This is a genomic window from Streptomyces sp. CC224B, from assembly GCF_030010595.1.
Classification (GTDB): domain Bacteria; phylum Actinomycetota; class Actinomycetes; order Streptomycetales; family Streptomycetaceae; genus Streptomyces; species Streptomyces longispororuber.
This window is the reverse complement of the sequence record NZ_JASCXL010000077.1, coordinates 1-25,646: the sequence shown is the minus strand read 5'-3', so window position 1 is coordinate 25,646 and position 25,646 is coordinate 1. Positions and strand designations below refer to the sequence as shown.

The window sequence follows — 25,646 nt, the reverse complement described above, 5'->3', positions numbered from 1 at the left end:
CACGGCGGTGGAATCTGAGGCTCCCTTCGTCAGGGCGGCAACCGGCGCCTCGTCATTCCTGGCCAGTCGGCTGTTACCGGGGGTATCGGCGAATTCCGGACACCCTCTTCCTGCGCACATATCCGCATATGACGTCCAGGGCCGCTCGCGATCTGTGACTCACCTCACCGCCCCAACTTCCTTTCATAGGGCAGACGTTGGCGCGGAGTAACGGATTCCGTTGATCAACTCACCGTCCGCTGCGGGTAGTTCAATTCCGCTCGCCCGCGCGCGTGACTTGGGCCACTGATCGCCCGTTGTCTCCTTCATGAGCCGGGCGCCACCCGGACGCCCACGCATCGATTCCGAGGAGTCACCCGTGCCGCGCATGCTCGACCTCAGCGACGAGGTACGCGCCGAGATCGGCGACGAAGAAGCCGACCGCCTGCTCGCCGGGGAGAACGCCCCGGGCGCCTACGACTGCACGTCCTGCCGCACCCCCGGCGACTCGGAGCGCGAGCGCACCAGCACGGTCCTGTTCGTCGGCGACGAGACGGCCGTGCTCGCCTTCGCCCACGCCACCTGCCTGCCGTCCCAGATCGTCGAGGTCGCCGAGGAGCAGCTCCAGGGCGCCGTACGGTCCATCACCGGCGGCGACGCCGGGGCGCCGTTCCACCCCGCCGACGCCGCCCCCGAGCAGGCCGTGCTCGGCGTGACCAGCGGCCTGGTCCTCGTCGACGGCGAGCTGCACCCGGCCCTCGTCGTGGAGCCGACCGGGCCCATCGCCCGCCCGGGCGCGGCCCCCGGCGGCGGCGACGACTTCCTGCCGCTGCTGATCGAGCAGGGCTTCATGCCGGTGTCCTCGCTGGCCGGGCTGCCCCCGACGCTGCACGGCTGGTCGGTGCTGCTCGCCGTGGGCCAGCTCCACGCCATCCTCCAGCCGGGCGCGGGCGGCGGCTCCCCCGTCGCCTGGTGGCAGGCCCACCAGCCGCTCCAGGTCACCGACGGCTGGCGCACGGCGGCCACCAAGCTCCAGTCGGTCCTGCTGTACGCGACCCCGTCCGGCACCGTCGGCCGCCAGCCGCGCGAGGACCTGCTGCGCGACGCCCTGGACCGCGCGGCGTCCCGGGGCCGCCTGGTGGCGTGCTCGATGCCGCTCGCCGGCACCTGAGCGACATTCGGGGCCGCGGCCCCGCATCCCGACAACCCCCCAGGTCGTTGGCACTGACGTGCACGTATACGACGCCTCACACCACCGGCCGTACACCAGTCCCATCCCGTCCATGCGCGCGGCGCAGGACACCACGGGCAGTTTCTCGGCCACGCCGATCTACGACGCCCTGTACAGCGAGTACCTCAAGGCGTTCCGGGCGCTGCCCGGCGACCGGACCGGCGAGGAGGAACTGAGGTTCACGGGCTTCGGCACCGGCCCGTACGGCGGCGCGCAGCACGGCACCGCCCGGCACGACTACCGCCAGACCCCCCGGCAGGACCCGCGCCACGACCCCCGGCACCACGCCTTCCAGGTGGCGCGCTACGGCCAGCCCGCCCAGGCCGACCACCACGGCTACGGCCAGCTCTTCCCGGCCGCGCTCCCGCCGGGGCCGCGCCGGGGCTGAGACTCCCCCACCCCGCACCCGGCACGCCGATGCCCGGCCTCCCCCTTGGGAGACCGGGCATCGGCGTGCGGGTGGTGGCGCTGCGTCTGCTTCCGCGCCACCTGCCGCCGCGCTACTTCTTCTTCTGCCCGCGCTTCTCGCGCACCCGCACCGAGATGTGGATCGGCGTGCCCTCGAAGCCGAACTCCTCGCGCAGCCTGCGCTCCACGAAGCGGCGGTAGCCGTGCTCGATGAAGCCCGAGGCGAACAGCACGAACCGCGGCGGCTTGGTGCCCGCCTGCGTCCCGAACAGGATGCGCGGCTGCTTGCCGCCCCGGACCGGGTGCGGGTGGGCGGCGACCAGCTCGCCGAGGAAGGCGTTCAGCCGGCCCGTCGGCACCCGCGTCTCCCAGCCCGCGAGGGCCGTCTCGATCGCGGGGACCAGCTTCTCCATGTGGCGGCCGGTGCGGGCGGACACGTTCACCCGCGGGGCCCAGGCCACCTGGGCGAGCTCGGTCTCGATCTCCCGCTCCAGGTAGTAGCGGCGCTCCTCGTCGAGGGTGTCCCACTTGTTGAACGCGAGGACGACCGCGCGGCCCGCCTCCACCGCCATCGTGACGATGCGCTGGTCCTGCACGCTGATCGACTCGCTGGCGTCGATGAGGATGACGGCGACCTCGGCCTTCTCCACGGCGGCCGCCGTGCGCAGGGAGGCGTAGTAGTCGGCGCCCTGCTGGAGGTGGACGCGCTTGCGGATACCCGCCGTGTCGACGAACTTCCAGGTCACGCCGCCCAGTTCGATGAGCTCGTCGACCGGGTCGCGGGTGGTGCCCGCGAGCTCGTTGACCACGACGCGCTCCTCGCCCGCCACCTTGTTCAGGAGGGACGACTTGCCGACGTTCGGGCGGCCGATGAGGGCGATGCGGCGCGGGCCGCCGACCGCCGTGCCGAAGGTCTGCGCGGGCGCCTCCGGCAGCGCCTCCAGGACGGCGTCGAGCATGTCGCCGGTGCCGCGGCCGTGCAGCGCCGAGACGGGGTGCGGCTCGCCGAGGCCGAGGGACCACAGCATCGCCGCGTCGGCCTCGGCGCTCGGGCCGTCGACCTTGTTGGCGCACAGCACGACGGGCTTGCCCGCCTTGCGCAGCAGCCGTACGACGGCCTCGTCGGTGTCGGTCGCGCCGACCTTCGCGTCCACGACGAAGACGACGGCGTCGGACGCCTCGATGGCGTACTCCGCCTGGGCGGCGACGGACGCGTCGATGCCGAGGACGTCCTGCTCCCAGCCGCCGGTGTCGACGACCTTGAAGCGGCGCCCGGCCCACTCGGCCTCGTACGTCACGCGGTCGCGGGTGACGCCCGGCTTGTCCTCGACGACGGCCTCGCGGCGGCCGATGATGCGGTTCACCAGCGTCGACTTGCCGACGTTCGGACGGCCGACGACGGCGAGGACGGGCAGCGGGCCGTGCCCGGCCGCCTCGATGGCGCCCTCGACGTCCTCGACGTCGAAGCCCTCTTCGGCGGCGAGCTCCATGAACTCCGCGTACTCGGCGTCGCCGAGCGCACCGTGGTCGTGCGCGGCGTGCTCGGCCGAGCCCCCGCCCTCGGGCTGGATCTGGTCGTTCATGAAGTCCGTACCTCGTCGTTCATCGTGGTGATCGGTGGCCCGTCGTACGACGGCCACTACTGCTGCATTCTCCCAGGGGCGGCCCCCTGGCCCCGGCCGGGCGACCGGGGCGGCCAGGTGGGCGGAGCCGTCACCTGACTGCGATTCTCGCTCAGCGCCCGGTGAGGCGCCTGGCGTTTTCCAGGTGGGCGCCGAGCTTCCCCTGGATGCGCACGGTCGCCTCGTCCAGCGCCTTGCGCGTGCGCCGCCCGCCGCCGTCCGCCGCGTCCTGTGCCGGGAACGGGTCGCCGAAGACGACGTCGACACGGCCCCGCAGCGGCGGCACCTGCCGTATCAGGCGGCTGCGCCGCTCCGCGCTGCCAAGGACAGCGACCGGGACGATCGGCGCCCCGGAGCGCACGGCGAAGTATGCGAGACCGGCGCGCAGCGAGGCGAAGTCGCCGTCGCCGCGGGTGCCCTCGGGGAAGATCCCGAGGACGCCGCCCCGCTCCAGGACACCGAGCGCGCCGGTGATCGCCTTGCGGTCGGCCGTCGAGCGGTCCACCCGCACCTGGCCGATGGCGTCCAGGAAGGGGCCGAGCGGGCCGACGAACGCCTCCTGCTTGACCAGGAAGTGCGCCGGGCGGGGCGCGACCCCCATGACCATGGGGCCGTCGAGGTTGTGCGAGTGGTTCACCGCGAGGATGACCGGGCCGCTCGCCGGCACCCGCCAGGCGCCGAGCACCCGGGGCTTCCACAGGCCGTACATCAGGCCGACGCCGATGCGCCGCCCGACCTCGGCGCCGCGCTCGGAGTGCTCCGAGGTCACGTGCCCGCCCGCTTCTCCTCGACGAGGGTGACGACGCACTCGATGACCTGCTGGAGGGTGAGCTCGGTGGTGTCGACCTCGACGGCGTCGGCGGCCTTGGCGAGCGGCGACGCCTTGCGGCTGGAGTCGGCGGCGTCCCGCCGGATCAGGGCCTCGCGGGTGGCGTTGACGTCGGCGCCCTTGAGCTCGCCGGAGCGGCGGGCGGCGCGGGCCTCCGCGGACGCCGTCAGGAAGATCTTCAGGTCGGCGTCGGGCAGCACCGTGGTGCCGATGTCCCGGCCCTCGACGACGATGCCCCGCTCCGCGGAACGGGCGATGGAGCGCTGCAGCTCGGTGATCCGGGTGCGCACCTCGGGGACCGCGCTGACCGCGCTGACCTTGGAGGTGACCTCCTGGGTGCGGATCGGGCCCGCGACGTCCGTGCCGTCGACCGTGATCGTCGGCGCCGCCGGGTCCGTGCCGGAGAGGATCTCGGGCTTGCCGGCCGCGGCCGCGATCTCGGCGGGGTCGCCGAGGTCGATGCCGTTGTTCACCATCCACCAGGTGATCGCCCGGTACTGGGCACCGGTGTCCAGGTAGCTCAGGCCGAGCTGGGCGGCGACGGCCTTGGACGTGCTGGACTTCCCCGTGCCGGAGGGCCCGTCGATGGCGACGATCACCGGGCCTGCGGCGGCGGTATTTTCCACGGTTTCCACGGGGCTGCGGACACCCTTCTCGTTTCACTGGGACACGGAACGCCGACGGCGCCCCGCACAAGGTTACTGGCTCCCGCCCCGGCCCTCGCGGGGCCTCCCGAAGCCGCCCGGGCCCGCCGCCGCCCGGGGGCGCCCCGCCACGCCCGAGGGTCCCGCCGCCGCCCGGGGGCCCCGCTACTGCCGGAGGGACCAGCCCCGCTCGCGCAGGGCCGTGGTCAGCGGGGCCACCGCCGCGGGCTCCACCATGAGCTGCACGAGACCGGCCTGCTGGCCGGTGGCGTGCTCGATGCGGACGTCCTCGACGTTGACCCCGGCCCGGTCCGCGTCGGCGAAGATCCGCGCGAGCTGGCCCGGCTGGTCGTCGATGAGCACGGCCACGACCTCGTACGCCTTCGGCGCCGCGCCGTGCTTGCCCGGGACGCGCGACCGCCCGGCGTTGCCGCGGCGCAGCACGCTCTCCACCCCGGCGGCCCCGTCGCGCCGCTTGTCGGCGTCGGCCGACTGCAGGCCGCGCAGCGCGGTGACGGTCTCCTCCAGGTCGGCGGCGACGGCGGCGAGCAGGTCGGCCACCGGGCCGGGGTTCGCGGAGAGGATGTCGATCCACATGCGGGGGTCGGACGCCGCGATCCGCGTGACGTCGCGGATGCCCTGCCCGCACAGCCGGACCGCGGCCTCCTCGGCGTGCTCCAGGCGGGCCGCGACCATGCTGGAGACCAGGTGCGGCATGTGCGAGACCAGCGCGACCGCGCGGTCGTGGGCGTCGGCGTCCATGACGACGGGCACCGCCTGGCACAGCGCGACCAGTTCCAGGGCCAGGTTGAGCACCTCGGTGTCGGTGTCGCGGGTCGGCGTGAGCACCCAGGGCCTGCCCTCGAAGAGGTCGGCGGACGCGGCCAGGGGCCCGCTGCGCTCCCGCCCGGACATGGGGTGCGTACCGATGTACGCGGTCAGGTCGAGGCCCAGCGCCTCCAGCTCGCGGCGCGGACCGCCCTTGACGCTGGCGACGTCCAGGTAGCCCCGGGCGGCGCCGCGCCGGATGACGTCGGCGAGGGTGGCGGCGACGTGCGCGGGCGGCACGGCCACCAGGCACAGGTCCACGGGCCCCGCCGGAGCCGCGTCGGTGCCGGCGCCGAGCGCGGCGGCGGTGCGGGCCTGCTCGGGGTCGTGGTCGGCGAGGTGGACGGTGACGCCGCGCCGCGCCAGGGCCTGGGCGGCGGAGGTACCGATGAGGCCGGTGCCGATGACGAGGGCGGTTCTCACTGGGCGATGTCCTTGCGGGGTGCGGCCGCGGCGCCCGGGAACCCCTGGGCGCTCCCGGACCTGGGGCGATCGGTCTCGACGTGGACGGGGCGCGGGACGGGGCCCGCCGGGGAGCCGCCGCCCGCCTCGGGGGCGCGCGACACCCTCCGGAGCGCACCGGCACCGGAAAGGCGACCGCCACCGCTCGGGCGAGGCGTGGCCGTGGGGGCGTGGGCGCACAGGGGGGCGGGCGTGAACGGCGCTGGGGCGGGCGTGTGCCGTGCCTGAGCGGCGGACACGTGCCGTGCCTGAGCGGCGGACGTGCGTCCCGCTCGGGCAGGCGGCATGTGCCGTGCTCGGGCGGCGCGCAGGTGCCACCCCCGGCCACAAGCAGGCGTCCGCAGCGGCGGCCCCGCGGCAGCGCGCCGCTCCCGGGCCGCGGCCAGGCGACCTCGACGGGCCGCCGCCAGGCCACCTCGCCGGGCGGGAGCCGGGCTCCGCCGCCGGGCGGCAGGCGTGGACCGCCGGGGGGTGGCAGGCATGGGCCGCTGAGGGGCGGCAGCCGTGGGCCGGTGAGGGGCGGCGGTCGTGCCCCGCCCCCGCCGCACGGCGCCCCGCGCCGCTCGTGCCGCCACGTTCCCGCTCCTCGTTCGTCCGCCGTCCGCCGTCCGCCGTCCGCCGTCCGCTCCCGTCCGGTGCGGCAAGCCTAGTCACCGCCAGGCACCTCCCGGGACGGGGTCGCGTACCGGGCGGTCAGAGCCCCTGGTGGCGGATGACCTCCTCCAGGGAGGCGCTGGGCACCTGTCCGTCGGGGGTCAGCTCGTCGATGACGCCCGGCAGCAGCCGGGCGATCTCGTCGGAGGCCTGGTCGGGCGTGACACCGGCCTCGGCGGCAACCTGTTCGAGGGTGCCGCCGGACAGCGCACGCCGCACCTGCGCCCCGGTCACGGGCTGGTTCTCGCCCGAGGCGACCCACGACTCGATGCGGTCGCCGAGCCCCGCCGCGGTGAAGCTGTCGATCAGCCCGTCGAGGGGGTTGTTGCCGACGCCGCCCTTGTGCACCAGTACGCCGAGCAGGGCGCCCAGGACGCCCCCGCTGCCCTCGGCGAGGCCCCCGTGGAGCCCGCCCGGATCGTTACCCGCCATGGTCGCGCCTTTCGCTCGGCCCGGCCCCGCCCGCGGGGCAGGGGCCCCGGACCCTGCCAATGTCGCCCGCGCCGACGCGCCCCGCCACTCGGAGGCGCCGGTGCGGGACGGCGTACGGCAACGACCCCTCCGGGGAGGCGGCCGGCCCGGCTGACCAACCGCGTACGCTCCGGGGATGGACGCCCCCGCCACCCCCCACGACCTGGTCCGCGACCACACGGTCTACGCGTGCGTCATGGGCTCGCGCGCCTTCGGCCTGGCCACGGCGGACAGCGACACCGACCGGCGGGGCGTCTACCTCGCGCCGACGGAGCTCTACTGGCGCTTCGCGAAGCCGCCCACGCACGTCGACGGGCCGGCCGACGAACAGTTCAGTTGGGAGCTGGAGCGGTTCTGCGAGCTGGCGCTGCGGGCCAACCCGAACATCCTGGAGTGCCTGCACTCACCGCTCGTCGAACACGTCACGGACACCGGCCGCGAGCTGCTCTCCCTGCGCGGGGCCTTCCTGTCCCGCCAGGCCCACGAGGCCTTCGCCCGGTACGCGCTCGGCCGGCGCAGGAAGCTGGAGGCGGACGTCCGCACGCACGGCGCCCCGCGCTGGAAGCACGCCATGCACCTGCTGCGCCTGCTGACGAGCTGCCGCGACCTGCTCCGCACCGGCGAGCTGACCCTCGACGTGGGCGAGCAGCGCGAACCGCTGCTCGCGGTCAGGCGCGGCGAGGTGCCCTGGCCCGAGGTGGAGGCCCGGATGGCGCGGCTCGCCGCGGAGGCCGACGCGGCGGCGGCCCGCAGCCCGCTGCCGCCGGAGCCGGACCGCCGCCGCGTCGAGGACTTCCTGTTCCGCGCCCGCCGGGCGTCAGCGCTGCGGGCCCTCCAGGCGGACCCGGACGACCAGGTCGTGCGGGGCGTCATCCGCGGTGTGGGCGCCCGGCAGCGCTGAGCCCGCCTGCGCCGCGTCCAGGACGGCGCCCGGGTCGAGCGCGTCCACCACCGGCTCGGCCGGCCCTACAGGTCGACTTCCTTCATCAGCATGCCGACCTCGGTGTTGGACAGGCGGCGCAGCCAGCCCGACTTCTGGTCGCCGAGGGTGATCGGGCCGAAGGCGACCCGGACCAGCTTCTCCACCGGGAAGCCCGCCTCGGCGAGCATGCGGCGCACGATGTGCTTGCGGCCCTCGTGCAGCGTGACCTCGACCAGGTAGTTCTTGCCGGTCTGCTCGACGACGCGGAAGTGGTCCGCGCGGGCGTACCCGTCCTCGAGCTGGATGCCGTCCTTGAGCTGCTTGCCCAGGTCACGCGGGATCGGGCCCACGATGTGCGCGAGGTAGACCTTCTTCACGCCGTACTTGGGGTGGGTCAGGCGGTGCGCCAGCTCGCCGTGGTTGGTGAGCAGGATGACGCCCTCGGTCTCGGTGTCGAGCCGTCCCACGTGGAAGAGCCGCGTCTCGCGGTTGGTCACGTAGTCGCCGAGGCACTGGCGGCCCTCGGTGTCCTCCATGGTGGAGACGACACCGGCGGGCTTGTTGAGCGCGAAGAACTGGTACGACTGCGTGGCCACGGTCAGGCCGTCGACCTTGATCTCGTCCTTCTCGGGCTGCACGCGCAGGCCCTGCTCCAGGACGATCTCGCCGTTGACCTCGACACGGGCCTGCTCGATCAGCTCCTCGCAGGCGCGCCGCGAGCCGTACCCGGCGCGGGCGAGCACCTTCTGGAGCCGCTCGCCCTCCTGCTCGGCACCGGGGAAGGTCTTGGGGAGCTTGACCTCCTTCTTGCCCGCGTACCGGTCACGGTTGCGCTCCTCGATCCGCGTCTCGTACTCACGCGAGCGCGCGGGCGCCGGACGGCCCCGGCCGCTGCCGCGCTGGTCCTGGCCGCGCTTGGGGCCGCTCTTGGCGCCGCCGCGCGCGGACGCGCCGCGCCCCGACTTCGGGCCGTCGGGCGAGGCGCCGGGGCCGACGTCGTAGCGCCGCTCCTCGGGGCGGGGCTTCTTGGGGCGGCCCTGCTTGTCGTCGCGGTTGTTGCCGGCGCCCCGGTAGGTGCCGCGCCCGCCGCTGCTGCCGCGGCCGCCGCTGTTGCCACCACGGCTCCCGCCGTTGTTTCCGCTGCTGTTCCTGCCGCTGCTGCTTCGCATCAAAGTTCCGTCTTAGGTCGTCTGCGTCTCGTCGTCCGGAGCGTCCAGTGCGTCCGGATCGAACGACGGGATTCCTTCCAGTGTCTCGGCCTCGATCGCCTCCGCCTCCGGGAGGAAGGGCGCGAGCTCCGGGAGCTCGTCCAGGCCGCGCAGGCCCATCCGCTCCAGGAAGTAGTTCGTCGTCCTGTACAGGATCGCACCTGTTTCGGGTTCCGCGCCCGCCTCCTCCACCAGACCGCGCTGGAGCAGGGTGCGCATGACCCCGTCGCAGTTCACTCCGCGCACCGCCGAGACCCGCGAGCGGCTGACCGGCTGGCGGTAGGCGACCACCGCGAGCGTCTCCAGGGCCGCCTGCGTGAGCCGGGCGTGCTGCCCGTCCAGGACGAAGCCCTCGACGGCGGGCGCGTACGCGGGCCGCGTGTAGTAGCGCCAGCCGCCCGCCACCAGGCGCAGCTCGAAGCCGCGGCCCTGGACGGCGTACTCGTCGGCGAGCTCGCGCAGCGCCAGCGCGACGGCCCGCCGGGGCCGCTGGAGGACCTTGGCGAGCTGCTCCTCGGTGGCGGGCTCGTCCACGACCATCAGGACGGCCTCCAGGGCGGGCTTCAGGTCGAGCTCGGCGACCTCGGTCCGCAGCTCGCCGACGACGCGCTCGGTGCTCACGACTTCTCCTCCTGCGGCTCGGGGGCCCGGTCGAACTCATCGGTGACGGTCGGCTCCCCGTCGCCGTCCCCGCCCGTCCAGCGCACCGTCAGCTCCCCCAGCGGGTCGTCCTGCTCCAGGGCGACGGCCTTCTCCCGGTACAGCTCCAGGAGCGCCAGGAAGCGCGCCACGACGGTCAGGGTGTCGTCGGGGCCCAGCTCCTCGATCAGCTCGCGGAAACCGGCCTGCCCGCGCTCCCGCAGCCGCGCCACGACGACGGCCGCCTGCTCGCGCACCGACACCAGCGGGGCGTGGATGTGGTCGACGTACACCTGCGGCTTCGGCTTGGGCTGCATGGCCTTCACGGCGAGCCTGGCGAAACCCTCGGCGCCGATGCTGATGACGACCTCGGGCAGCAGCTCGGCGTGGTGCGGTTCGAGCCCGACGGTGCGCGGGTAGCGCCGCGCCTCGTCGTCGAGGCGCCCGCTGAAGATGTCGGCGATCTGCTTGTACGCGCGGTACTGCAGCAGCCGCGCGAACAGCAGGTCCCGGGCTTCCAGGAGCGCGAGGTCGGCCTCGTCCTCGACCTCGGCGGCGGGCAGCAGCCGCGCCGCCTTCAGGTCGAGCAGCGTGGCCGCGACCACCAGGAACTCCGTGGTGCGGTCCAGGTCCCAGTCGGGCCCCATGGCCCGGATGTGCGCCATGAACTCGTCGGTCACCTTGGACAGCGCGACCTCGGTGACGTCCAGCTTGTGCTTGGAGATGAGCTGCAGCAACAGGTCGAAGGGGCCCTCGAAGTTCGCGAGCCGGACCCGGAACTGCCCGTCGGCGGCGCGCGCGCCCCCACCGGGGCCGTCCGCACCGGGCGCGCCCGGGCCGTCCGCACCGGGCCCGTCCCCGCCGGACTCCTCCTCCGGCTGCTCCGCCCCGGTGTCACCGAGGGGCGCCGAGGGGCCGTCCGCGGGCGCGGCGGGCGGTGGCGGGCTCGGGGAGGAGACGGCCGCCCCGCCCCGCCCCAGCGACCGCCGCGGACGGCGGGGCTCGGCGGGGGCGGCGTCGGAAGGCATCTCGGTCCAAGGCGAAGCGGCAGCGTGACGGCGGCGTACTGGCCGGAAGGCTACCGCTACCGCCCGCGCAGCCGTCGGACGAGGATGCTCGCGTCCCCGCGCGATTCCAGGTCGGCCAGGACGACGGCGACGGCCTCGCGCACGATCCGCCCGCGGTCCACCGCGAGCCCGTGCTCGCCGCGCAGCACGAGGCGCGCGTGCTCCAGGTCCATCAGCTCCTCGGCGGAGACGTACACGGTGATCTTCTCGTCGTGCCGCTCACGGCCGCTGGGACGCCGGTTGGCGGCCCGGCCGCGGCGGCGCGTCTGCGTGGCCGTGGAGCCCGAACCGCCCGGGGTGCCCGCGTTCTTGCCGGTGCCGGGGGTGCCAGAACCTTCCTGCGCGGTGCGGCGTCCCGCGGAGTTCTTGCCGCTGTCGTCGTCGGCCGCGGGGCGGCCGCGGGTGCCGGTGCCCGACTCCGCGTCGTCCGCCGGGTGCTCGGCGGACTCGCCCTCGCCCTGCGCGGCGGCGGAGGCGTGCGACTCCTCCGCCGCGGCCTCGTCGCTGTCGCCCGCGGGCGCGGGCACCCTGGTCTCGCCGTTCGTCTGGCGCCGGGGCGTGGACGCCTGCAGCGCCATCCCCCCGGTGGTGCGGAACAGTTCGTCGGCCCCGGGCAGACTCACTCGGCGTGACACCGGGCGAGCACCTCCCTGGCGAGCTGGCGATAGGCGGCCGCACCGACCGAGTTCGAGGCGTACGTCGTGATGGGCTCACCGGCGACCGTGGTCTCCGGGAAGCGCACGGTCCGGCCGATCACCGTGTGGTAGACGTGGTCGTCGAACGCCTCGACCACGCGCGCGAGGACCTCGCGGCTGTGCACCGTGCGCGAGTCGTACATCGTCGCGAGGATGCCGTCGAGCTCCAGGTCGGGGTTGAGCCGCTCCTGGACCTTCTCGATGGTCTCGGTGAGCAGGGCCACACCGCGCAGCGCGAAGAACTCGCACTCCAGGGGCACGATGACCTTGTGGGCCGCGGTGAGCGCGTTGACCGTGAGCAGGCCGAGCGAGGGCTGGCAGTCGATCACGATGTAGTCGTAGTCGGCCATCAGCGGCTTCAGGGCGCGCTGCAGGGTCGACTCGCGCGCGACCTCGCTGACGAGCTGCACCTCGGCGGCGGAGAGGTCGATGTTGCTCGGCAGCAGGTCCATGTTGGGGACCGCGGTCTTCAGGAGCACCTCGTCGGCGGACATGCCCCGCTCCATGAGCAGGTTGTAGACCGTGAGGTCGAGCTCCATCGGGTTCACGCCGAGGCCGACCGAGAGGGCGCCCTGCGGGTCGAAGTCCACGAGCAGCACCCGGCGTCCGTACTCCGCGAGCGCGGCGCCCAGGTTGATGGTCGACGTGGTCTTGCCGACGCCGCCCTTCTGGTTGCACATCGCGATGATCTTCGCGGGCCCGTGGTCGGTGAGGGGCCCCGGGATCGGGAAGTACGGCAGCGGACGTCCGGTCGGGCCGATGCGCTCGCGGCGCTGACGCGCGGCGTCGGGGGCGAGCGTGGCCGCGTACTCGGGGTCGGGCTCGTACTCCGCGTCGGGGTCGTAGAAGTGGCCCTGGGGCAGTTCCTCGTAGTCGGCGAGGGGATCAGGGGTGGTGTTGTCGCCACTCCGGTCGCCGGCCATGGCGTTCACGTGTTGGCCATCCATGCTCTGGGGTGCTGACGGTGTCGGACTCTGGCGGGCTTCGAAGGTGCGGACAGCGACGGAGCCGACAGCCTCGAGCCCGACGGGGCCCTGGCCCCTTCCAGGCATTCCTGGTTGACCACCCCCGGGAGCAAATGTCGACTCATTCACAAGTCGTCTTACCTCCTTGGTGACCAGGAAATTTCTAGATAGGTCAGCGTGGCACCATGCCGACGGTTGGCGACTCTATGGCGTGTCACCGCTCCGCAGCAACACAATCCGCCGGACCCGGCCCGATGTGTCGGCGACGGAACCCCCCGGTGTCAAGGGCGTACGCCGCGTCGTCGGGACATTTCCGGGGTGGGCGAAACGGTTAAAGGGTAATTTTCACGGCGAGTTGAGCGTGTTCGCGCCGAACCAGCGGCGGCCGGACCCCTCGCAAGGTCCGGCCGCTGGCGTGAGATTGACGACTTTTGTTGACGTTCGCCGAGATCAGCCGAGCAGGGAGTCCAGCTCCACGTGCTCGTAGCCGTGCGCCTCGGCGACCTCCTTGTAAACGACCTTGCCCTCATGTGTGTTGAGGCCGAGCGCGAGCGCCGGGTCGCGGCGCAGGGCCTCCACCCAGCCGTTGTTGGCCAGGGACACGATGTACGGCAGCGTCGCGTTGGTCAGCGCGTACGTGGAGGTGTTGGGCACCGCGCCGGGCATGTTGGCGACGCAGTAGAACACCGACTCGTGCACCGGGAAGGTCGGCTCGGCGTGCGTGGTCGGGCGCGAGTCCTCGAAGCAGCCGCCCTGGTCGATCGCGATGTCGACAAGGACACTTCCGGGCTTCATGCGCGAGACCAGCTCGTTGGTGACGAGCTTGGGGGCCTTGGCGCCCGGGATGAGCACGGCGCCGATCACGAGGTCGGCCTCCAGGCAGGCCTTCTCCAGCTCGAAGGCGTTGGAGACGACGGTCTGGATCTTCGTGCCGAAGATCTTGTCGGCCTCGCGGAGCTTGTTGATGTCCTTGTCGAGCAGGGTCACGTGGAAGCCCATGCCGATGGCGATCTGCGCGGCGTTCCAGCCGGAGACGCCGCCGCCGATGACCACGGCCCGGCCCGCCGCCACGCCCGGGACACCGCCGGGCAGGACGCCGCGGCCGCCGTTGGCGCGCATGAGCTGGTAGGCGCCGACCTGCGGGGCCAGGCGGCCCGCCACCTCGGACATCGGGGCGAGCAGCGGCAGCGCGCGGCTCGGCAGCTCCACCGTCTCGTACGCGATGGCGGTGGTGCCCGACTCCAGGAGCGCGTCCGTGCACTCCTTGGAGGCGGCCAGGTGCAGGTAGGTGAAGAGGGTCTGGTCCTTGCGGAGGCGGTGGTACTCCTCCGCGATGGGCTCCTTGACCTTCAGCAGCAGGTCGGCGGCGGCCCAGACCTCGTCGGCGGTCCCGAGGATCTCGGCACCGGCGGCGACGTACTCCTCGTCCGTGATCGAGGAGCCGACGCCGGCGTTCCGCTCGATGACGACCTGGTGGCCGTGGCGCACCAGCTCGTGCACGCCGGCGGGGGTGATGGCCACCCGGAACTCGTTGTTCTTGACCTCGCGGGGGATGCCGACCTTCACGTCGATCACGGTCCTTGGCTCAGGGGGATTTCGGGCAATGCGGTCCAAACCGGTACGCACGCGAGCGCATCGGAAGACACCGCGTAGACACGCGGCGGAGCCAGTCTAATGAAGGATTTCTCGCTGTCTAGCCTTTCAAAGCATCAACCTTGGCCAGATGGACTACTGATTTCGTAGGCGGAAGCCGGGGCTCCATCGTGAAGTGCAGGGCCCGCGACCTCGGCGGATCCGTCGGAGGGCCCACTTCCCAGGATGCGCTCGGCGGCGGCGCGGTGCAGCCGGGCGGCGGTCGGGTCGCCGAGCCGGTCCAGGGCGTCCGCGAGCCGGAGCTGGAGCGCCGCGAGCAGCCGGACGTCCTGGGCCTGACGCGCCAGCTCCAGGGCCTGCCGGCAGGTACGCAGGCAGTCCTCGGGGCGGCCCGCGTACTCCTGGACCCGGGCCAGCTCGCCCAGCGCCCGGGCGCGGGCCGGCAGGTCGCCCAGCCTGCGGTAGCCCGCGACGGCCGAGCGCCAGTTGCGCAGGGCCTCGCCGTAGCGGCCGGCGTAGGTGTGGGCGGTGGCGATGCGGCCGTGCAGCCGGGCGGCGTCGGCGCGCTCGTCGCGGGCCTGGCGGTGGGTGAGCGCCCTGCCGTACCAGTCGGCGGCCCGCGAGAAGTCGCCCAGCTCCTGGTAGGCGCCGCCCACGGATTCCATCGCGCGGCCGGTCGCGTACGGGTCGCCCGCCGCCCGGGCGCAGTCGAGGGCGGCGCGGTAGCGGGCCAGGGCCTCGTGCGTGCGGCCCGTCCGGGCGTCCAGGTCGGCGAGGTTCAGCAGCGCCGCGGCCTGCTCGCGCGGCAGGTGCCGGCGCTCGGCGACGTCGAGGACGAGCTGGTGGATGCCGTACAGCTCGGGGGCGGCGGCCTCGGTGCCGCGGTGCGCGGCCAGGGCCCGGGCCAGGGCCGACATCAGCCGCCGGGCGAGCGTGTCCAGCTCCCCGTCGGCGACCGCGAGCCGGGCGGCGGCGAGCAGCGCGGGCTGGCGGATGCGCAGCCATTCGGCGGCGGCGCGCGGGTTCGGGAAGCGCAGGGCGCGGGGCAGCCCGGCCAGCTTGGCGCGCGCGGCGGCGTCGCCGGGCTCGGTGACGGCGCGGCAGGACTGGAGCAGCCGCACGGTCCGCTCCAGCATCCGGGCGCGGGCCAACTGCACCTCGCCCGGCCGGTCCTGGGTCTCCATCAGCCTCCGCAGCAGCGGTACGAGACAGCCCGGCACCTCGTACTGCGGCAGCGGCGAGGGGACCGTCCGCAGCAGGCCGAGGGCGACGAAGTCGTCGAGGGCGGCGCGGGCGCCGTGCACCGAGCAGCCCGCGAGCGCGGAGGCGGTGTGCGGGTCGACGTACCCGGCGGGGGCGAGGCACAGCAGGCGCAGCATCCGGGCGGAGGGGGCGGGCAGGCCGGCGTAGGCGTGCCGGAAGACGCGGGCGAGCCCCGAGTCCGCCAGGCCCTCCTCGGGCAGTTCGCGGACCTGTTTGGCGAGGTCGGCGACGGCGGCCTTGGGCCGGGCCGCGAGCCAGCCGCCGGCGATCACGAGGGCCGCGGGGTGCCCCTCGCACGCCTCGGCCAGGGTCTCGGCGGAGCGCGGGTCGACGGTGACGCGCACCGAGCCCGCGCTGCGGGTCAGCAGCTCGACCGCGGCCTTGGTGTCCAGGCCGCCGATCGTGCAGGGCCGGACGTCGGGGATGCCGGTGAGAGGGCCGCCGGACACGGCGACGACCAGGCAGTCGGGGGTGTCCGGGAGCAGCGGGTCGACCTGGGCGGCGCCCCCGGCGGCCACCGGGGGCCGGTCGTCCGGATCCGCGTCGGGAACGGCGTAGGGATCGGCGTCGGAGTCGGTGTCCGTGCCGTCGGCGGCGCCGGTGACGTCCGGGGCGTCCGGGACAGCGCGGACGGCGGGGACGTCGGGGATCTCGGTGGGTTCCGCGACGTCGTCGAGGAGCAGCAGGGCGCGGCGGTCGGCGAGGGCGGCGCGCAGCGTGGCGGCCAGCTCGTCCGCGTCCGCGCCCGCGGGGGCGGGCACGGCGAGGGCGTCGAGGAGGTCCCGGGCGGTGCGCTCGGTGGGGACGGGCGTGCCGTCGGGGTCGGTGAGGCGGGCGCGCAGGATGCCGTCGGGGTAGTCGTCGGCGAGCCGGCGCGCCAGCTCCTCGGCGAGGGCGGTGCGGCCGGAGCCGGGGCGGCCCGCGATGAGCAGGACGCGGGCGCGGGGCGCCTTGCGGCCGGAGAGGGTGTCGAGTCCGGCGCGGTCGATGTCGGCGCGGAGCTCCTTGAGCTCCCGGTGGCGGCCCACGAACCCGCCCCCGTCGGCGCCGGCCGCCGCACTCGTGGGCGGGGGTGCGGTGGCCCGCGCCGCACCGTCCGTGTCGACCGCCTGATCCGTCACGGGTAACGCTCCCGTCCGCCTGCGAACGAACCCGCCGGGACTCCGGGCGGGACGCTTGCAGAGCCTAGTTCAGGCCTTGCCGCGTTCCCGGCGCCGCGGCGCGGGCAAGTCGCCCGATCGGATCAGGAGATGGTCACACCGCACCCGTCCGGGCGGACCCGCGGGGCCGCCCGGACGGACCTCAGGACTCGAAGGGCCGCGCCGGCCAGGGCGCGTCGGCCGGGCGCAGCGCGTCGAGGCCGTCGCCGCGCAGCGCCGCCGTGAGCGAGAGCACGCCCACGACCAGGCAGTTGTTGTGCAGGTCACCCGCGAGGACGCCGCGGACGAGCTCGTCGAGCGGGACCCGCGCGAGCTCCATGTCCAGCTCCTCCTCCTCGACCGCGAAGCGCTCGCCCTCGGCCTCGGACAGCTCGCGGGCGAGGAAGATCCGCACGGCCTCGTCGCAGCCGCCGGGCGTGGTGTAGACGTCGGTGAGGACGCGCCAGTCCTCGGCCTTGATGTGCGCCTCCTCGTAGAGCTCGCGCTGCGCGGCGTTCAGCGGGTTCTCGCCGGGCACGTCGAGCAGGCCCGCGGGGATCTCCCAGAGGCGCTGGCGCACGGGGTGGCGGTACTGGCGCAGGACGACGACGCGGTCGTGCTCGTCCAGGGCGAGGACGGCGACGGAGCCGGGGTGGACCTGGTAGTCGCGGCGGGAGACGGAGCCGTCGGGCATGACGACGTCGTCGGTGCGCACGGCGGTCTTGTTCCCGGTGAACGGCGTCTCACTCGCCGTGATCCGCCACTCCTCCGCGGTGTCCTTCAGCGTCATGTCGTCCTGTCCTTCCACATGTGCAGACGAAAGCCGGGGTACGCGCCCCCGCTGGGAGCGCGTACCCCGGCCACCGTATCTCTCCTGGGTTACTCGCCCGTCTTGCGCTTCACCGCGGCCTTGACCAGGCCCGCGAAGAGCGGGTGGGGCCGGGTCGGGCGCGAGCGCAGCTCCGGGTGGGCCTGGGTGGCGACCAGGTACGGGTGGACCTCGCGCGGGTACTCGACGTACTCGACGAGCTTGCCGTCGGGCGAGGTGCCGGAGAACAGGATGCCCGCCTTCTTCTCCAGGTCGGCGCGGTAGGCGTTGTTCACCTCGTAGCGGTGGCGGTGGCGCTCCTCGACGTACTCCTTGCCGTCGTAGACCTCGCGGACGACGGAGCCCTCGGCGAGCTTGGCCGGGTACATGCCGAGGCGCATGGTGCCGCCCATGTCGCCCTCACCCGCGACGATGTCCATCTGCTCGGCCATGGTCGAGATGACGGGGTGGGCGGTGGCGGCGTCGAACTCGGTGGAGTTGGCGTCCGGGATGTCGGCGAGGTTGCGCGCGGCCTCGATCACGACGCACTGCAGGCCGAGGCAGAGGCCGAGCAGCGGGATCTTGTTCTCGCGGGCGTAGGTGATCGCGCCGACCTTGCCGGTGACGCCGCGGTCGCCGAAGCCGCCGGGGATGCACACCGCGTCGACGTCGCCGAGCTGGCGGGAGGCGCCGGCCGGGGTCTTGCAGTCGTCGGAGGTGACCCACTTGATCTTGACGCGGGCGCGGTTGGCGAAGCCGCCCGCGCGCAGCGCCTCGGTCACCGACAGATAGGCGTCGGGCAGGTCGATGTACTTGCCGACGAGCGCGACGGTGACCTCGTGGTCGGGGTTGTGGACCCGGTCGAGGAGGTCCTCCCACTGCGTCCAGTTCACGTCGCGGAAGGGCAGGTCGAGCTTGCGCACGACGTAGGCGTCCAGGCCCTCGGTGTGCAGGACCTTGGGGATGTCGTAGATGGACTTGGCGTCGATCGCGGCGACCACGGCGGCCTCGTCGACGTCGCACATCAGCGAGATCTTGCGCTTGATGGACAGCGGCACCTCGCGGTCGGCCCGCAGCACGATGGCGTCCGGCTGGATGCCGATGTTGCGCAGGGCGGCGACCGAGTGCTGGGTCGGCTTGGTCTTCAGCTCGCCGGAGGGGCCGATGTAGGGCAGCAGCGAGATGTGCACGACGAAGACGTTGTCGCGGCCGACCTCGTGGCGGACCTGGCGGACGGTCTCCAGGAACGGCAGCGACTCGATGTCGCCGACCGTGCCGCCGACCTCCGTGATGACGACGTCGACGTCGTCGGTGGCCATGCGGCGGATGCGGTGCTTGATCTCGTTGGTGATGTGCGGGATGACCTGCACGGTGTCGCCCAGGTACTCGCCGCGCCGCTCCTTGGCGATGACCTGCGAGTAGACCTGGCCGGTGGTGACGTTGGCCGAGCCGTCGAGGTCGACGTCCAGGAAGCGCTCGTAGTGGCCGATGTCCAGGTCGGTCTCGGCGCCGTCGTTGGTGACGAAGACCTCACCGTGCTGGAACGGGTTCATCGTGCCGGGGTCGACGTTCAGGTACGGGTCGAGCTTCTGCATCGTGACCCGCAGGCCCCGCGCCTTGAGGAGCGCACCCAGGCTGGAGGCCGTCAGGCCCTTGCCGAGCGAGGAGGCGACGCCCCCGGTGACGAAGATGTGCTTGGTCGTCGTGGATGTGGGTGGCATGGCCAAGGGGGGGCTCCCGTGCGTCGCGGTCTGGGGTGCGTACGGCCGTCCGCTCCGCCCTCGGTGGAATGCTCGGGGGAGGTTGCCGTCGCTGCGGTTCGGGGGTTCGATGACCACCGGCTCACGGGCTACCAGGGTATCAGCGTCAAGAGTGGCCTGCTTCCGGTCACGTCTTGACACGCACCTTCACCTCGCGTACATGATCTTCACCCGCCGGGCACGTACGCGCGCCGGGAGGTCCGCCGCCCGGACCCGTGTGAGGGCCGCAACTCATTCGGCGTAGCCACGATGCCTGGACGAGGGGGCAGATTCCCTGGGTACCGATGTATGTTGCTCGGACACTTGCTGCCGAGCGCGCGCGGGCGGAACCATCCCCCGTCGGCATGTTCTGGAGACCACCGGAAACACTCGAGCCCGGCAGTTCGTTTTTACAGCGAACCCTTGACCGTAGAACGAGCGCCCCGAGAGCGGGCGAACGTGGCCGTTTGAATGGGGATGCACGTGGCCGGGCGCATCGAGGATTACGCACTGATCGGAGACATGCAGACCGCGGCGCTGGTCTGCCGGGACGGCACGGTCGACTGGCTGTGCCTGCCGCGCTTCGACTCCCACGCCGTCTTCGCCGGCCTGCTCGGCACCGAGGAGCACGGCTTCTGGCGCCTGGGCCCCGCGCACGGCCCGGGCACCCCGCCCCCGGCCGCGACCCGCAGGTCGTACCGCGGTGACTCGCTCGTCCTGGAGTCGGAGTGGGACACCCCGCGCGGCACCGTGCGGGTGACCGACTTCATGCCGCCGCGGGACAACGACGCGCCGCAGCTCGTGCGCATCGTGGAGGGCGTCAGCGGCCGCGTGCCGATGCGCTCGTCCCTGCGGATGCGGTTCAGCTACGGCCGCGTGGTGCCCTGGGTGCACAAGGTCGGCAACCGCACGGTGGCCGTCGCGGGACCGGACTCGGTGTGGCTCGACACCACCGCCGAGACCTACGGCAAGGACCTGACGACGTACTCCGACTTCACCGTCGCGCCCGGCGAGCGCGTCGCCTTCGCGCTGTCCTGGCAGCCCTCCCACCGGCAGCAGCCGCCGCTGCCCGAGCCGGAGGCCGCGCTCACGGCGACCGAGGACTTCTGGCGCGAGTGGGTCGAGCACTGTACGTACCACGGGCCCTACCGCGAGGCGGTGGTGCGCTCCCTGATCACGCTCAAGGCCCTGACGTACGCGCCCACCGGCGGCATCGTCGCCGCCCCCACCACCTCCCTGCCCGAGGACATCGGCGGCTCCCGCAACTGGGACTACCGCTTCACGTGGCTGCGCGACGCGGCCATCACCCTCTCCTCGCTGCTGCGCACCGGCTACCGCGAGGAGGCGCGCGCCTGGCGCGAGTGGCTGCTGCGGGCCGTCGCCGGCGACCCGGAGAACCTCCAGATCATGTACGGCATCGCGGGCGAGCGCGAGCTCGGCGAGGCCGAGCTCGACTGGCTGCCGGGGTACGAGAACTCCGGCCCGGTCCGGGTGGGCAACGGCGCGGCGCACCAGCTCCAGCTCGACGTCTACGGCGAGGTCACCGAGGCCCTGCACCTGGCCCACATGACGGGCCTCGCCCGCAACGACTACGCCTCGCTGCTCCAGATCAAGCTGATCCGCTACCTGGAGACGCACTGGAACGAGCCGGACGAGGGCATCTGGGAGGTGCGCGGCCCGCGCCGCCACTTCGTGCACTCCAAGGTCATGGCCTGGGTCGCCGTCGACCGTACGATCAAGCTGCTCGAGTCCGGTGACGCGGACGGCCCGCTGGACCGGTGGCACGACCTGCGCGACGAGATCCACCGGGACGTCTGCGAGAAGGGCTACGACCGGGAGCGGAACACCTTCACGCAGTCCTACGGCTCCAAGGAGCTGGACGCCTCGCTCCTGCTCATCCCGCAGGTCGGCTTCCTGCCGCCCGACGACAAGCGCGTCATCGGCACCATCGAGGCCATCCAGCGCGAGCTGTCCACGCCGGACGGCTTCATCCTGCGCTACCCCACGTCCGGCGACGACGCGGGCGTGGACGGCCTGGAGGGCGACGAGGGCGCGTTCCTGGCCTGCTCGTTCTGGCTGGCCGACGACCTGGCGATGATCGGCCGCGTGGACGAGGCCCGCAAGCTCTTCGAGCGCCTGCTCGCGCTCCGCAACGACCTGGGCCTGCTCGCCGAGGAGTGGGACCCGCGCCTGAAGCGCCAGGTGGGCAACTTCCCGCAGGCCTTCAGCCACGTGCCGCTCATCGACACGGCGCTGCGGCTGACCGCCTCGGGGGCGTACGGGGGCTAGCGGCCGGGCGGGGTAGGTTGCGGCCGGGTGAAGTCCCGGCCGCCAGGACACGGCCCGCCGGACACCCCGGGCGGCGCCCCGAGGGCGTCCCCGGCTGCGCCACCGGGCGGCGGAGGGCACCGGCCCAGGTCAGGTAGCGTCCGCCCCATGGACAGTCAGGACACCCGGGGCGGCATCACCGTACAGCGGGCGCTGGAGCTCCCCGGTCTGCGCGGCGGGCTCCCGGAGGTCGTCGCGGGCGCCGACCGGCTCCGGCGGACCGTGCGCTGGGTGCACGCGGGCGAGGTGCCGAACATCGCCTCCCTCCTCAAGGGCGGCGAGCTGCTCCTGACCACCGGCCTCGGCCTCGGCGCGCGCCCCGCCGACCAGCGGGCCTTCATCCGCGACCTCGCCGCGCGCGGCATCGCCGCCCTGGTCGTCGAGCTCGGCCCGCGCTTCGCCCAACTGCCCGCGGCCCTCGTGGACACCGCGCGCGCCGCGGGCCTGCCGCTGGTGCAGCTGCACCGCGAGGTGCCGTTCGTGACGGTCACCGAAGAGGTGCACACGGAGATCGTCAACGGCCACTACGCGCTCCTGCGCCGCGCCGACGAGGTGCACCGGCGCTGCACCGAGGCGCTCCTCGCCGGCGGTGGCGCCCCGCACGTCCTGTCCGTCCTCGCCGAGTTCAGCGGCAACCCCGTCTTCCTGGAGACCGCCGAGGGCCGGCTCCTGTACGCCGCGGGGGCGGGCGGCACCTGCGCGGACCCGCTCCAGGTGTGGGAGGGCCTGCGCGAGCGGCAGGCCGACCGCCGGGAGCCACCCGCGGGCGCGGTGCTCGTGGACGTGCCCGGCGGCGGCCCCGGCCCGGACGCGGTGCGGGCCCGCCTCGTGCTGCTGGCCGTCGAGTCCGCGCTGCTGCCCGTGCACCGGATCGCGGCCGAGCGGGCCGCGAGCAGCCTCGCGGTGGTGCTGATGCAGGCGCGGCAGGACGAGGAGCTGGCCGCGCGCGGCCGCGGCGACTTCCTCACCGACCTCGCCGAGGGCCGCGTCACCGCCGAGGACGCGCCCGCGCAGGCCCGCGTGCTCGGCTTCAAGCCGGGCCCCGGACCGCTCCTCCCGGTGGTGATGCGCCTCGCGGACGCGGCGGCCGGACCGCCCTCCGGCAGCAACTGGGCGGTGCTCGCGCGGGCGGTCGCGGAGGAGCTGACGGCGGTGGGCGTACCGGCACTGCTCGGCGTACGCCCCGTGGAGGGGAGGGTTCCGCTCCTGCTGGGGCTGCGCTCGGAGGCGGAGCGCCCGAGCGTCGCGGACCGGGTCGCCGCGACCCTGCGCGCCGGGGTCGAGCGGGCGGGCATGCGCCGGGCCGACGCGCCCGCCCCGGTGGTCGTCGTGGGGGTCGCGGGCGGCTGGGCGGCGGCCTCGGCGGGGCTGCGGCACGCCGCCGAGACGGCCGCGGCGGCCCAGGGCCTGCCGGAGCGCCCCTGGTACGACGCGCGGCGCCTGGACATCGACCTGCTGCTGTGGCGGCTGCGGGCCCACCCCGACCTGGCGGCGTTCGTGGACCGCGCGATCGGCCCGCTGCGCGTCCACGACCAGCGCTCCAGGCCGCCGCTGCTGCCCACCCTGGAGGCGTACCTGGCGCACGCGGGCCGCAAGGCGGAGACCGCGCGCGAGCTGCACCTCAACCGCCAGACCCTGTACAACCGCCTGGCCCGGATCAGCGAGCTGCTCGGCACGGACCTCGACGACCCGCAGACCGTCCTGGCGCTGAGCCTGGCCCTGCGGGCGCGCCGGCACGTGCCGGGCCCGCCGCCCGGGACGGTGTGAGGGGCGGGACCGGCACGGGCGGCTTCAGAGCGACGTGCCCGGGCGGGTCAGCTCGTCGTACACGCTGAGGACCTGCGCCACCGTCTCGTCCTCGGTCGGCCAGGTCGCCGCCTGGGCGGCGCCCCTGTCCCGCAGCTCCGCGCGGCGCTCCTCGTCGGTGAGCAGCCGCAGCACGGCGTCGGCGAGGGCCTCGGCGTCGCCGTACGGGACGAGTTCGGCGGCGTCGCCGACGAGTTCGGGGATGCCGCCCACGGCGGTCGCCACCAGCGGCACACGCGCGTGCAGGGCCTCCTGGGCGAGCAGGGAGCGGGACTCCCAACGGCTCGCCACCAGCGCGACGTCGGCGGACGCGAGCAGCTCGGGGACGTCGTCGCGCCGCCCGAGCAGCCGCACCGGCAGCCCCTCGTCGTCGATGCGGGCCTGGAGCGCGGAGCGCAGCTCCCCCTCCCCCGCGACGACGAGCAGCGGCGCCGGGTCCAGGCGGCCCCAGACGCGCGCGGCGTCGAGCAGGACGTCGTGGCCCCGGTGGGCCTCCAGCGCGCCCACGGCGAGCAGCAGCGGCCGGTCCACGGCACCGACCTCGGCGCGGATCTTGTGGCGGGGCGGGTCGGGCTCGCGGTCGGGGGCGTCGGCGCGGCGGGGCGCGGGGAGCGCGACGGGGGCGAGCCGGGCGTCACGCGCGCCCCGGCGGCGGGCCCGGTCGACGAGGTCGGACGAGGTGCCGAGGACCACGGCGGCGGCCCGGGCCACGCGCCGCTCCAGCAGGCGCAGGACGCGGTCGCGGGCACCGGACGCGTGGGCGCGGGTGTGCCAGGTGACGACGAGCGGGACGCGGCGGCCGGTGAGGGCGAGGGCGGTACGCAGCCCGGCGTGCAGGCCGTGGGCGTGCACGAGGTCGGCGTCCGCGCAGGCCGCCCGGAGCGCGGCCACGGACGCGGGGTCGCCGCGGCGCGGCACGGCGACGTGCCGGGCTCCGGCACCCGCGAAGTCGTAGGTCTCCTCCGCCTCCGCGGGGGCGCACACGGTCACCCGCACGCCCCGCGCGGCGAGGCCGGTGGCCAGGGACCGGACGTGCGCGCTGCTTCCGGCGCTGCCGCCGCCCAGGACGTGCACGGTGTGCAGCGGCGTCTGGCCCTGCGGTACGGGGCTGCTCACGTGGCTCACGTGGCCGGGACTCCTGGGTCGGGTCGGCGGGCGGCACGCCGACGGACGGGTGGGCGCCGGCGGTTCGGGCGGTCGGCTCCCGCCCGTCACCGCGCCAAGGATGCCAGTCCGTACGGCCGTTCCGGCACAGCCGAAAGACCCCCTTCCGGATCCGGCCGGGCAACTCCGTGTACGGGATCACTCTCACGGATGAGCAGGTGCGCGGGCCGGACTCGGGACCGGGCACCACCCGCGCGCACTCCCCGTCGGCCCTCGCATCTTCGCAACACCGGGGCCCTCGCAGGAAGCCTTCGGCGGAGATCGGCGTGGCCGGATCTCTACCCTGCCGCGCCCCGGGGCCCGGAGGCCGCCACTCGGCTCACCGTGTCCCCGCACGCCGCGGCGGCCACCAGTCCGGCCGCGTGCGCGACCAGGCCAGCGCGGCCGTTGCCCGCGGCGATCGCGGTGCCCAGGGCGGCTCCCAGGGCGTGCGCCCCGGTGTCCCCGAGCATCGTGCGCCCGCGCGCGTCGTCGGGCAGGACGGCCGCCGCGGCGCCCATCGACGCGGCGGCCAGGGTGGCGCCGGGCTCGGCGCGCAGCAGGCCCGGGACGCCCAGGGCGAGCACGGTCGCCGCGGCGCGGCCCGGGCGGACGTCCACCAGGTTCACGAGGTGCGCGGTGCCCGCGATGACGACGCCCGCGAGCACCTTGTCCACCGGCCGCTCCTTGAGCAGCGCGCCCGCGGCGAGCGCCGCCGCCGAGACGCCGAACAGCTTCACCGCGCCGCTGGTGACCTCGCCCGCGCGCAGCGCCCGCAGGTGCGCGCGGAAGCCCCGGCGCGGGTCGCCCGCGCCCCGCACGTCGTCGTACGCGCCGCAGGCGCCGGCGGCGAGCACGGCGAGGCCCGCGGCCGCCCGGGGCCGCGCGGCGAGCGCCCCGGCCCCGAGTGCGGCGCCCGCGGCCACCGCGGGTCCGCCGTACAGGTCCACGTCCCGTCCCGCGAAGTTCACCCGCCGCCAGCGGGCCGGGCCGCCCGGGGGGCGGGTGCGGAGGGTGGTGAGGGCTCCGCGGGTCGTTGCGGCTGCGCTGAGGAAGGCGGGGAGGCGGCGGGAGGTCATGCCCAGCACTGTAGGCCGCCGGGCCCCGGCCCTCGCGGGGCGCCCCAGTCCCGCCCCTTTCCCGAAACCAGGGGCTGCCGCCCCTGGCACCCCGCTTTTCGGCGCTCCGCGCCTCGTCCTCAAA

21 protein-coding genes are annotated in these 25,646 nt (G+C 74.4%); 5 read left to right on the top strand and 16 right to left on the bottom strand.

Annotation, left to right across the window (positions count from 1 at the left end; genetic code table 11):
- Positions 1-358: 358 nt before the first annotated feature.
- Positions 359-1,150 (top strand): hypothetical protein, encoded by a 792-nt coding sequence (locus QK440_RS27470; protein ID WP_282795916.1) that lies wholly within the window; start codon positions 359-361, stop codon positions 1,148-1,150.
- Positions 1,151-1,262: 112 nt separating this feature from the next.
- Positions 1,263-1,598: a hypothetical protein gene (locus QK440_RS27465; RefSeq protein WP_282795915.1), complete on the top strand. Its 336-nt coding sequence runs from the start codon at positions 1,263-1,265 to the stop codon at positions 1,596-1,598.
- Positions 1,599-1,710: 112 nt separating this feature from the next.
- Here the strand turns inward: QK440_RS27465 and der are convergent, their stop codons facing one another.
- The 5 genes from der to QK440_RS27440 all read right to left on the bottom strand — a co-directional run bounded on the left by der (position 1,711) and on the right by QK440_RS27440 (position 7,089).
- The gene (gene der / locus QK440_RS27460; protein ID WP_282795914.1) at positions 1,711-3,201 is read right to left on the bottom strand and encodes a ribosome biogenesis GTPase Der; all 1,491 of its coding nucleotides are present in this window, start codon (positions 3,199-3,201) and stop codon (positions 1,711-1,713) included.
- Positions 3,202-3,352: 151 nt separating this feature from the next.
- Positions 3,353-4,048 carry a lysophospholipid acyltransferase family protein gene (locus QK440_RS27455; protein ID WP_282795913.1) on the bottom strand — a complete coding sequence of 232 codons (696 nt, stop codon included), beginning with the start codon at positions 4,046-4,048 and terminating at the stop codon, positions 3,353-3,355.
- Entirely contained in the window at positions 4,006-4,695 is a 690-nt protein-coding gene (cmk, locus tag QK440_RS27450) for a (d)CMP kinase (RefSeq protein ID WP_282795930.1), read from the bottom strand. Before cmk ends, QK440_RS27455 begins: the two co-directional genes overlap by 43 nt.
- Positions 4,696-4,878: 183 nt before the next feature.
- The gene (locus QK440_RS27445; protein ID WP_282795912.1) at positions 4,879-5,964 is read right to left on the bottom strand and encodes a prephenate dehydrogenase; all 1,086 of its coding nucleotides are present in this window, start codon (positions 5,962-5,964) and stop codon (positions 4,879-4,881) included.
- 732 nt (positions 5,965-6,696) lie between these two features.
- On the bottom strand, positions 6,697-7,089 hold the full coding sequence (locus QK440_RS27440) for a YidB family protein (protein WP_282795911.1): 393 nt from the start codon (positions 7,087-7,089) through the stop codon (positions 6,697-6,699).
- Between the two features lie 175 nt (positions 7,090-7,264).
- Here QK440_RS27440 and QK440_RS27435 point away from each other — a divergent pair, with 175 nt between their 5' ends.
- Entirely contained in the window at positions 7,265-8,029 is a 765-nt protein-coding gene (locus tag QK440_RS27435; protein WP_282795910.1) for a nucleotidyltransferase domain-containing protein, read from the top strand.
- 65 nt (positions 8,030-8,094) lie between these two features.
- On the opposite strand, the gene QK440_RS27430 is transcribed toward QK440_RS27435, so the two are convergent.
- The 9 genes from QK440_RS27430 to QK440_RS27390 all read right to left on the bottom strand — a co-directional run bounded on the left by QK440_RS27430 (position 8,095) and on the right by QK440_RS27390 (position 19,148).
- Positions 8,095-9,219 (bottom strand): pseudouridine synthase, encoded by a 1,125-nt coding sequence (locus QK440_RS27430; RefSeq protein WP_282795909.1) that lies wholly within the window; start codon positions 9,217-9,219, stop codon positions 8,095-8,097.
- A 12-nt stretch (positions 9,220-9,231) separates the two neighbouring features.
- Complete coding sequence (gene scpB, locus QK440_RS27425) at positions 9,232-9,879, bottom strand: SMC-Scp complex subunit ScpB (protein WP_282795908.1); 648 nt, start codon at positions 9,877-9,879, stop codon at positions 9,232-9,234.
- Entirely contained in the window at positions 9,876-10,925 is a 1,050-nt protein-coding gene (locus QK440_RS27420; protein ID WP_282795907.1) for a segregation/condensation protein A, read from the bottom strand. Before QK440_RS27420 ends, scpB begins: the two co-directional genes overlap by 4 nt.
- Before the next feature lie 56 nt (positions 10,926-10,981).
- A complete protein-coding gene (locus QK440_RS27415) occupies positions 10,982-11,599 on the bottom strand; it encodes a hypothetical protein (protein ID WP_282795906.1) in 618 nt (205 codons plus the stop codon).
- On the bottom strand, positions 11,584-12,711 hold the full coding sequence (locus QK440_RS27410) for a ParA family protein (protein WP_190139205.1): 1,128 nt from the start codon (positions 12,709-12,711) through the stop codon (positions 11,584-11,586). Before QK440_RS27410 ends, QK440_RS27415 begins: the two co-directional genes overlap by 16 nt.
- Before the next feature lie 363 nt (positions 12,712-13,074).
- Positions 13,075-14,199: an alanine dehydrogenase gene (gene ald, locus QK440_RS27405; protein ID WP_282795905.1), complete on the bottom strand. Its 1,125-nt coding sequence runs from the start codon at positions 14,197-14,199 to the stop codon at positions 13,075-13,077.
- 134 nt (positions 14,200-14,333) lie between these two features.
- A complete protein-coding gene (locus tag QK440_RS27400; RefSeq protein ID WP_282795929.1) occupies positions 14,334-16,508 on the bottom strand; it encodes a tetratricopeptide repeat protein in 2,175 nt (724 codons plus the stop codon).
- Positions 16,509-16,782: 274 nt separating this feature from the next.
- Positions 16,783-17,409 (bottom strand): NUDIX hydrolase, encoded by a 627-nt coding sequence (locus QK440_RS27395; protein ID WP_282795904.1) that lies wholly within the window; start codon positions 17,407-17,409, stop codon positions 16,783-16,785.
- A gap of 89 nt (positions 17,410-17,498) precedes the next feature.
- Complete coding sequence (locus QK440_RS27390) at positions 17,499-19,148, bottom strand: CTP synthase (RefSeq protein ID WP_190139201.1); 1,650 nt, start codon at positions 19,146-19,148, stop codon at positions 17,499-17,501.
- A 501-nt stretch (positions 19,149-19,649) separates the two neighbouring features.
- On the opposite strand from QK440_RS27390, the gene QK440_RS27385 reads away from it, so the two are divergent.
- Together QK440_RS27385 and QK440_RS27380 are read left to right on the top strand one after the other, a co-directional pair.
- Positions 19,650-21,455 (top strand): glycoside hydrolase family 15 protein, encoded by a 1,806-nt coding sequence (locus QK440_RS27385; RefSeq protein ID WP_282795928.1) that lies wholly within the window; start codon positions 19,650-19,652, stop codon positions 21,453-21,455.
- Between the two features lie 147 nt (positions 21,456-21,602).
- Positions 21,603-23,261, top strand: coding sequence for a PucR family transcriptional regulator (locus QK440_RS27380; RefSeq protein WP_282795903.1), 1,659 nt, complete (start codon positions 21,603-21,605; stop codon positions 23,259-23,261).
- A gap of 24 nt (positions 23,262-23,285) precedes the next feature.
- Here the strand turns inward: QK440_RS27380 and QK440_RS27375 are convergent, their stop codons facing one another.
- Positions 23,286-24,425: a glycosyltransferase family 4 protein gene (locus tag QK440_RS27375; RefSeq protein WP_282795902.1), complete on the bottom strand. Its 1,140-nt coding sequence runs from the start codon at positions 24,423-24,425 to the stop codon at positions 23,286-23,288.
- Positions 24,426-24,742: 317 nt separating this feature from the next.
- Positions 24,743-25,522: a hypothetical protein gene (locus tag QK440_RS27370; protein ID WP_282795901.1), complete on the bottom strand. Its 780-nt coding sequence runs from the start codon at positions 25,520-25,522 to the stop codon at positions 24,743-24,745.
- Between the last annotated feature and the right edge of the window lie 124 nt (positions 25,523-25,646).